At 53.4% G+C, this 8,373-nt stretch carries 6 protein-coding genes and 3 pseudogenes; 6 read left to right on the top strand and 3 right to left on the bottom strand.

Annotated elements, in window-relative coordinates:
- Positions 1–90 precede the first annotated feature (90 nt).
- A pseudogene (locus FKW31_RS13710) lies at positions 91–315 on the bottom strand (transposase); the annotation flags it as partial.
- A 243-nt stretch (positions 316–558) separates the two neighbouring features.
- A complete protein-coding gene (locus FKW31_RS13705; protein WP_019088960.1) occupies positions 559–1,551 on the bottom strand; it encodes a TonB family protein in 993 nt (330 codons plus the stop codon).
- A gap of 328 nt (positions 1,552–1,879) precedes the next feature.
- On the opposite strand from FKW31_RS13705, the gene FKW31_RS13695 reads away from it, so the two are divergent.
- Both FKW31_RS13695 and FKW31_RS13690 read left to right on the top strand, forming a co-directional pair.
- Positions 1,880–2,410 carry a DUF2946 family protein gene (locus FKW31_RS13695; RefSeq protein WP_087636560.1) on the top strand — a complete coding sequence of 177 codons (531 nt, stop codon included), beginning with the start codon at positions 1,880–1,882 and terminating at the stop codon, positions 2,408–2,410.
- Between the two features lie 76 nt (positions 2,411–2,486).
- Positions 2,487–4,709: a TonB-dependent receptor gene (locus FKW31_RS13690; protein ID WP_019088958.1), complete on the top strand. Its 2,223-nt coding sequence runs from the start codon at positions 2,487–2,489 to the stop codon at positions 4,707–4,709.
- 282 nt (positions 4,710–4,991) lie between these two features.
- Here FKW31_RS13690 and FKW31_RS16190 read toward each other — a convergent pair.
- Positions 4,992–5,336: pseudogene (locus FKW31_RS16190) on the bottom strand (IS5/IS1182 family transposase); the annotation flags it as partial.
- A gap of 139 nt (positions 5,337–5,475) precedes the next feature.
- Here FKW31_RS16190 and FKW31_RS13680 point away from each other — a divergent pair.
- The 4 genes and pseudogenes from FKW31_RS13680 to FKW31_RS16610 all read left to right on the top strand — a co-directional run.
- Positions 5,476–5,775, top strand: a complete 300-nt coding sequence (locus tag FKW31_RS13680) for a hypothetical protein (RefSeq protein WP_019088957.1) — start codon at positions 5,476–5,478, stop codon at positions 5,773–5,775.
- Positions 5,762–6,964 (top strand): OprO/OprP family phosphate-selective porin, encoded by a 1,203-nt coding sequence (locus FKW31_RS13675; protein ID WP_087636559.1) that lies wholly within the window; start codon positions 5,762–5,764, stop codon positions 6,962–6,964. The genes FKW31_RS13680 and FKW31_RS13675 overlap by 14 nt, the downstream gene beginning before the upstream one ends.
- A 131-nt stretch (positions 6,965–7,095) precedes the next feature.
- Entirely contained in the window at positions 7,096–8,172 is a 1,077-nt protein-coding gene (locus FKW31_RS13670; RefSeq protein ID WP_087636558.1) for an IS5 family transposase, read from the top strand.
- Between the two features lie 8 nt (positions 8,173–8,180).
- Positions 8,181–8,373: pseudogene (locus FKW31_RS16610) on the top strand (hypothetical protein); the annotation flags it as partial.

Below are 8,373 nucleotides of genomic sequence, written 5' to 3'. Positions count from 1 at the left end.
CTGAGGCACGCTTTTATGCACAACAGAAATCACATGCATTAGCCGCTTAAATCAGATAAAAAACGTCTCCACAAAACCCGGGGCAATTCAATCAGACAAATTGTTCAACGTCTGGATGACCAGAATTTTGAACATCAGCACCGGATCAAACGGCGGACGTCCGCCTTTACTTCCGTCCGAATAGACTAGAGCCAGCTCCAGATCAGGGCGGAACACCTCAAAATCCACAGTCCGGGAAAAGGCCTCCAGCTGATCGCCAAGCCCGCTCAGCCGAGCAAGGCGCTCTTCAACATCAAAGAAACCAGGCTGCTTCATCTTCCACCATCCCCAATCAACGCCGAAGAAATGGAATCACACAGAACAGCTCAGAGCCAAAGGGTTTTTCGAACCCTCCATCTTGTTATATGCGTCTGCATACTGATGCCGCTGCGCGTATGAGAATGTGTACACCATGAGCCTGCCGCCCCTGATCGAAATCGGGGGCATTATACTGCACAGGGATGGGGGCTCAATGTATCAAACACGGCACATAGCAGTAAAAAAACTTTATTTTCTACGCTAACGAATATGAAACCCCACCGGAATCCGTCCCACCATGGGGGCGGACGCCGGTGCGGCACAGTGCAACCCACGGGCAGCGGCCAGCGCCTGTGCATCCAGATCATCATAGCCGGTACTCTGCACCAGTCGGGTGGCGGCAATACCCCCGTCTGCTGCCAGAGTGACCTCCACCACGCCTTCTCCTTCTTCGTGCAGATGCCGGGCCATGGGGGGATAATGCGTCTGCGGTGGGGTGCAGGTAAGCGTGCGCGCCCCGCTCCCTTTGGCCACATGCGCCACCGATGCCGCCGCCGATTGCACAGCAGCAGAGCCCTGAGCCGCAGGAGGTGTCGCTCCCTCTGGAGAATGCGAAGTCGGACTGGCCTTGGGTGGAGGTGGCACAGCCGCCTTGTGGAGCATTGGAGAAGACGGAGCGGAAGGCCGGTGCTCATGTGCGGAAGCGGCCTTCTGCGCGGCAACAGGCGCGGGCACACTCGCAGGCGGCAAGATATCGGTCATGGGCGGTACGGGTGGTGCATCCGCTGGCGTGACTGGCGCTTCCAGCGGGGAGGCAAGCGCCTCATCTGGCAGCGTCATCTCAGGGGGCTGCGCGGCATGAGTGAGGTTAGCCGCAGGAGGCACACTGAGCGGTTCTGCTTGCTCAGGAGATGGAGCGGGAACAGATTGCGGTTCCTGCGGCGGGGTCACAGAAGCGGGGTTCGCGGTGCTGGCGGGCCTGCTGGCCGGAGATTCAAACACCATCTCCACAGCTTTCTGCCCCGGTGCTTCAGGCGGATGTCTGGGGTGCAATGTCACCAGCAGGCAGGCTGTAATCACCCCGTGCCCCGCCACTGCCGCCAGAAGAGCCAGACTCCACACCCGGCTGGTCCGGCTCTGGCGAGCAGAGAACACGGCCCTCTCCGGCGGTGCCAGAGGAGGACAGATTTCCGGCGCACGCACGTCTGGCGTTAATGCACCGTCATCCTGCCCCAGTCTGCCGTGCGGTTTCACCCGTCCGCGTTCCTTTGTCCTTTGGTCCTGAACCGCCCATACCCACAACGCAAGGCAGATACACCCAAGCGCCCAAACGGCTGCGACTCCTTGCTACTCATGCCGCCTTACACGCGTGCCTGCCTGTTTTCCGCCCGTTTTCTGCGTGGTCTGTGTGGGCTTTTTCCGTAGTTTTATACCTCTGGCCGTTGCCTTCAATCAGAAAGATTACTTTCGCGGCAGTCACACGTTTGACACAAAGCCCCCAATAGACAAATAAAGCAAAGCCCCACCCCATTTTTGGGCCATCCTACCATGGCCCGCACAGACAGGAGTTCAGGCTGCTCTGATGGCTCGCCCCTCCCACTCTTTGCATACACTGCTGAAATGGCCGCTGGTGGTGGTGACACTGGTGGGCTTTCTCGGCCTGCTTGCCCTTCAGAGCTTTGCGCAACCGGATGAACTGCCCCGCACCACCATAGTCCGCCTTCTGGGCATGGATATTGCCGCTTCCCTCTCCGTCCCCGATGACGTTTTGGATGCAACGCCCGCTGGTGCAGTGTTCTCTGGCTCTACATCGTCTCACACAAGGCAGAAGAGTTCGGGCCTTACCTCACCAGAAGGTGCGGTAGGTCGTGCCCACCACATGGCTGCGGCCATGGCGGGTAAATCCACCCAGTCGCATTCCGGCCATCACCATAGGGCGGATGGGTGTCCACTCTGTCCGCTGCTCTCGCTACCAGCGGCGCTTCCCATGGCCGTAATGCTGGTGCCCCCACCCGTTCTGCGGTGGATGCGGCGTGGCAGTCATGCCTCCACCCCACGCGCACCGCCGAGCGTTTTGCTTGGTCTGCCCCCCTCATGTGGGCCTCCTGCCTGAACCAAAGCCTCTTCACGCCTTTCCGGCCCCATAACCGGAAAAGAGTTCTGTACGCTTTGTTTTCAGGATTGTTCTCATGATTACACTTATCAACCCACGCCGCGTGCCGACGTGGGCGTGGGTTATTGCCGCGGTGTACGCGGCCCCCACCATATCCGCCGCGCAGGAGCAAACAACGGCTGCACAGGGTAGTGCCAGACAAAGCAACACGGCCTCTGGCAGTTCCGTTGTCACCTTGCCCCGGCTGGATATCTCAACGGATGAGGAAGAGGAAACCTCCCTCTCGGATGCCCCGCTGACAGCGTCTTCGCCCGATGCTAGCTCGCAGCGCATGTCTCGGCTTTCCAGTCCGGACGTGTCCTCACTGTTTCGTAACCAGCCGGGGTTCAGTTCCTATGGCGGCGGGCGGCTGGCCAACCTGCCCGTGCTGAATGGCATGGCAGATGATCGCATCGCCACCATTGTGGATGGCGTGCGCATATCTCCCGCCTGCCCCAACCATATGAACCCCGCCCTCTCCTACATTGATCCGGACAGCGTGCAGACTGCCACCAGCATTGCGGGCTTGACCCCTGTCAGCAGCGGAGGCGACAGTCTGGGCGGCACCATTGATGTGGAGCGGGCAGACCCACGCTTTGCCCGCAAGGGAAAAATTCTTGTGACAGGCCGGGTGCGTGGTACCTACCGCAGCAATGGTGGGGCCTACGGGGCTTCAGGTTCCGTTACGGTTGCCAACCATCTGCTCAGCATCCGCTATACGGGTTCTTATGATCAGTCAGGCGATTATCGGGGTGGCGCGGGCATGGGCACCGTGCACTCCACCAATTACCTGACCTATAATCACGCCGTAACGGTGGGCCTGCACAAGGACAACCATCTGGTGGCCATTACCGTGGGGCAACAGGATACCCCGCGCGAGGGCTTTGCCAACCAGTATATGGATATGACCAACAACCGCTCCACCTTTGTAAACGGCAAATATACCGGATCATTTGACTGGGGCACGTTTGAAGCCCGCGGCTACTGGCAGCGCATTACCCACGCCATGGACATGCTGGCAGACAAGGGTGGCCATTCCGCCACTACCGGCATGCCCATGAACAATGCGTCCCGTCTGGCGGGCTATTCTCTCAAGGCCACCATTCCGCTCGGCCGTTTCCACACGCTCAAACTGGGCAGCGGGTTTGACCATGTGGGGCTGAATGACTGGTGGCCACCGCTGCAAGGCAGCATGATGATGGGGCCGGATACCTACCACAACATCAATAACGGTCACCGCGACCGGCTGGGCCACTATGCCGAGTGGGAAGCCCACTGGACGCCGCGCGTTTCCACCCTGCTGGGGTTCCGCAATGATCTGATCATGATGAACACGGGAGACGTGGCCCCCTATTCCTGGACTGGCATGATGAACATGACGGATGCCATGGCGGCCCGCGCCTTCAACGCCCGCAACCGGGGGCGGACGGATGTGAACTTTGATGTCACCGCTATGGCCCGCTGGAAGGTAACAGACAGCTTTACGCTGGAAGGCGGCTACGCCCGTAAATCCCGCGCGCCCAACCTGTATGAACGCTATGCGTGGGGCCGTGGCACCATGTCTTCCAGCATGATCGGCTGGTTTGGCGATGGTAACGGCTATGTGGGCAACGTGGATCTGAAGTCAGAAATCGCTAACACGGCCAGCGTGACGCTGGACTGGCATGACCCCACTGCCGCCAACAGATGGGGCCTGACGGTGCAGCCTTATTACAGTTACGTACACAATTACATTAACGTGGTGCAGCTTCGTACCTTCTCCAATGGGTATCATCTGCTGCAATTTGCCAATCACAACGCTCAGACCTACGGCATTAACGCCTCTGGCCATTACACGTTGTGGGACACGGCGCAATATGGCAAGGGTGAAGTCACCGGTGTGCTCAACTGGGTGCGTGGGCAGGATGAGGTCACGCATTCCGGCCTGTACCACATGATGCCGCTTAACGGTACGGTGGCGGTGCATGAAACGGTGGGACACTGGACAGGCCGGGTGGAGATGAACTTTGTCAAACCCAAGGACACGGTGGACTGGCTACGTGGCGAACCCCGCACTGCAGGCTACGCCCTGCTGAACCTTGGCGGCAGCTACACGTGGAAGATGCTAACGCTGGATGCCGGAATTGATAACGTGCTCAACCAGCCCTACTATCTGCCGCTGGGTGGTCTCTCTCTGGGTGATACACGCTATATTGGCACCACTCGTGCTCTGCCGGGCATGGGTCGCTCCTTCAATATAAGCCTTTCCGCCACGTTTTAAGACCATACATTCTCTGCCTGCGCAGAAAGAGAGCCTACAGGCAGAGAGTGAAAGTGCCTTTATGGCGGTTACGCACCTCCCCGGTTCCAGTTCAACTTAAGACCTGATATTATGAGGACGCTGGCACCGGTGTGGTCTGTGCAATCAGATGGAGGGTTCGAAGAACTCTTATTTTGGTAAGGTTGGCTGGTATTTTTCGAGTTTTGGCATACTGATTGATGATTTCTGCGATGGCATCTGATCTGCGTTTTGAGCAAGGAGAAGGCTTCCTGCTCTGGACTGCTATGCTGTGGCACTGACCCGTTCCAGAAAGAGGAAACGTCGCATATTGTAGATGATATTGGTCAGCCCGATCCTCATGGTGGCCCGTATGATACCGACAGTTCGGATGAATAGTCCGGTCTGTGATTTCTGATCTGCAAAGACATGCTCAACGCGTGATCAGATCACGGACTTGCCTGCATCGGATCGCTGAATATGACGGAGTCATGGGTTGGGGCGCGGCTTCTTCCTGTGAACCTTCGAGACGAAACCCTCTTTATCTATGAAGTCTTCATTGACTTTTGAATGATACGATTTATAACCAAAGAATGGGATGGCCAGATATGTTGCGGGTATACTCCTGTCAGAAAAATTCTGCCCAAAAATATTTGCGCAAATCATGTATTATAATAACATAAAAAATATTTGTAATTTAAAATGCCTTTTTGTAACAAAAACACGTTAGATAATGTGCACATATGGAAACAAGTAAGGGTCTTACGTCATGTCATTACGAGTCAGATTTGATCCTGAGTATGTTGGAGAACAAATCGGACAATTATGTTTTGAAGAAAATCGTAATGTACAAGAATTAGATTTATACTTAGCTGGCGCAGCTTATGCTGTATGTTTGTCTTTAGGAAAAGAAAAGCCTTGGAAACAAAAAGATTTTGTTAATATTGGTTTATCTATTGTTCGTTCCGGAACTAAAAGATTTCTTGATCTTACAGAAAAAAACATATTGGTAAACTCGGTTCCACAAGAAAATGATATGAAGTATATGAAAAATTATGTGGGAAAATAAAAAGTTTATTTTCTGTATTTTGATTGTTTCGAATTTTTCTGACTCCGATGCTTTTGCCAAAACTGTTAAAGATATCGTTGTAGGGAAAGTTATTATCCACCCTTTTGCACAAGATCAACTCGAGGTGGGTAGTAATATACATGGCAATCAGCACTCTTCTCCATCTGCTAGTGGCCCTCATATCCGTAACGGGGTAAGAATTAATATAGCTAATCAGGTCAAGATCGGTGCCATTTGGGACTTTGGGGCGGCTCCCGGTGGACAAATGCGTCTATTCGAAGGTGCTGCCAGCTATACTGGTTTGAAACATTTTCAATTTTCTGTCGGAGTGTTCAATCCGAGTTTTGGACTGTCATCAATGCAGCCCAGAGGTGATAGCATTTTTCCTGAACGGGCAAGCGTTGCAACAATTACCCGTGGACTTGCCGCCGGTGCAAATCGTCAGGCAGTGCAAGCGTTATTTTACGGAAATTACTATCATTTAGCCATTTCTGGAACGGCTGGGACAGCTGGCCCGGGAAAAGACGGTAATCAAAGAGCAATTGTTTTTAGATCTGTGATTCTACCGATACATACCCAAGAATTCCTTATGCATGTAGGTATATCAGGTGAGTGGGTTTTTCGACCGTCTCATAAAAATTCTATGGAAGAAGGTGTATCATTTTCAGATACACCTGAAAACGGCGATGGATTAAATGATAAATATATAAAGACAGGTAATATTCCAGCAAAGAGCGCTGGTGCTTTTGGTTTAGAGGGAGCTGTTGCATGGAAGAAACTATTAATAAGTAGCGAATACTATAATTTAATTGTTAATGAAAATAAAAACTCTAGAATAAACCGTCAAAATTTTTATGGATGGTATATTACTGCGGCATATACATTGGTTGGAAAGCCGCGAGCATGGAAACCCACATCTGCAAGTTTTGCTTCTCCATCATGTGATCAGAAAGTCTCTACCCTCTGCCATGCCATGGGAGTCATAGAACTGGCGACAAGGTTTTCTCAAATGGATTTAGAAAATAGTGATGTATCTGGGGGCAAGCAAAATATATGGAGCGTAAATATAAATTGGTATCCCTTGGATATCATACGAATTTCTTTGGATTATTCACACACAAAATATTACGAAAAAGAAAATTATCATAATTTTGATAGTATTTTATCAATGTTCCAAGTGTATTTTTAATTAAACTTAAGTATTTGTTGTGTAAATGGTTATAGGGGGCAGGTAGTGAAGCTGGAGGGTTCGAAAAACTCTCTGGTTTTAGGTCTCTCTCTGTGATTCCCTCTTTTGTGTGATGATTGGGGGGATGGCTCATGAAACAGTCTGGTTTTTTTGATGTTGAACGGCTTGCTCGGTTGAGTGGGCTTGGTGACCAACTTGAAGCATTTTCCCGGACTGTGGATTTTGAGGCGTTCCGCCCTGATCTGGAGCAGGCTCTGGCCTATTCAGACAGGAGCAAAGGCGGCCGTCCGCCGTTTGATCCGGTGCTGATGTTCAAAATCCTAGTCATCCAGACGCTGAACAATCTGTCCGACGACCGAACGGAGTATCTGATCAATGACCGTCTCTCTTTCATGCGCTTTCTTGGTCTGGGGCTTTCGGACCGCGTTCCGGATGCCAAAACGATCTGGTTATTTCGTGAGCGTCTGACCGAGGCAGGCGCCATCCAGCAGGTGTTCGAGCGCTTTGACGCCACCCTGCGTAACGCTGGGTATCTGCCGATGTCCGGCCAGATCCTGGATGCCACGCTGGTGGCAGCGCCAAAGCAGCGCAATACCAACGGGGAGAAAGAGGATCTTCGTGAAGGGCGGATCCCACAGGACTGGCAGGACAAGCCAGCAAAGCTGTCCCACAAGGACAGGCACGCCCGCTGGACGCTGAAGTTCACGAAGGCAAAGCGGCAGGAGGACGGGACGCTCCCGACCACGGACCTCGCCATTCCGTTCTTTGGTTACAAATCACATGTTTCTATCGATCGAAAGTTTCGACTGATCCGGAAATGGAAGACGACGGATGCCGCTGCCAGTGATGGTGCCAGACTGCGCGAGGGCCTGCTGGATAAAACCAATACGGCCTCAACGGTCTGGGCCGACACCGCGTATCGCTCGAAAGCCAATGAGGACTTCATGGAAAAGGAGGGCTTTGTCTCGAAGGTTCACAGGAAAAAGCCGCATCTCAAGCCTATGCCACGCCATATCCAACGGTCCAATGCAGGGAAGTCGGTGATCCGCTCGCGTGTCGAGCATGTCTTTGCCGATCAGAAATCACAGACAGGGCTGTTCGTCCGAACAGTGGGTATCACCCGGGCCACAATGAGGATCGGCCTGGCCAATATTGTCTACAACATGCGCCGCTTCCTCTTCCTCGAGAGGTTGAATGCGGGCACGTAGTCACCCCGGTGGCGATACTCCCCGGTCTGCTCAAATCGCAGAGCAAAAATCAGGATAAGGAACCTGAAATCACGCACAAGAGCACTCAGTCAAAGGTTTTTCGAACCCTCCATCTGTTCTCAGACAGGACCTCGTCCCACACCATCCGGGCCAACCAGCTCCGGCTGTGGTTCTCGGCCGCAGCCTATGTCCTGCTGACCG

The organism is Acetobacter sp. DmW_136 (assembly GCF_008690365.1).
GTDB lineage: Bacteria > Pseudomonadota > Alphaproteobacteria > Acetobacterales > Acetobacteraceae > Acetobacter > Acetobacter oryzifermentans.
The sequence above is the reverse complement of the archived record's forward strand: the minus strand, read 5'-3'. Positions and strand labels throughout refer to the sequence as shown.

Excerpts from the sequence above, each read along its gene's own strand:
- FKW31_RS13680 (WP_019088957.1), top strand. The coding sequence starts at position 5,476 with ATGTCATTACGAGTCAGATTTGATCCTGAGTATGTTGGAGAACAAATC.
- FKW31_RS13675 (WP_087636559.1), top strand. The coding sequence starts at position 5,762 with ATGTGGGAAAATAAAAAGTTTATTTTCTGTATTTTGATTGTTTCGAAT.
- FKW31_RS13690 (WP_019088958.1), top strand. The coding sequence starts at position 2,487 with ATGATTACACTTATCAACCCACGCCGCGTGCCGACGTGGGCGTGGGTT.
- FKW31_RS13695 (WP_087636560.1), top strand. The coding sequence starts at position 1,880 with ATGGCTCGCCCCTCCCACTCTTTGCATACACTGCTGAAATGGCCGCTG.
- FKW31_RS13670 (WP_087636558.1), top strand. The coding sequence starts at position 7,096 with ATGAAACAGTCTGGTTTTTTTGATGTTGAACGGCTTGCTCGGTTGAGT.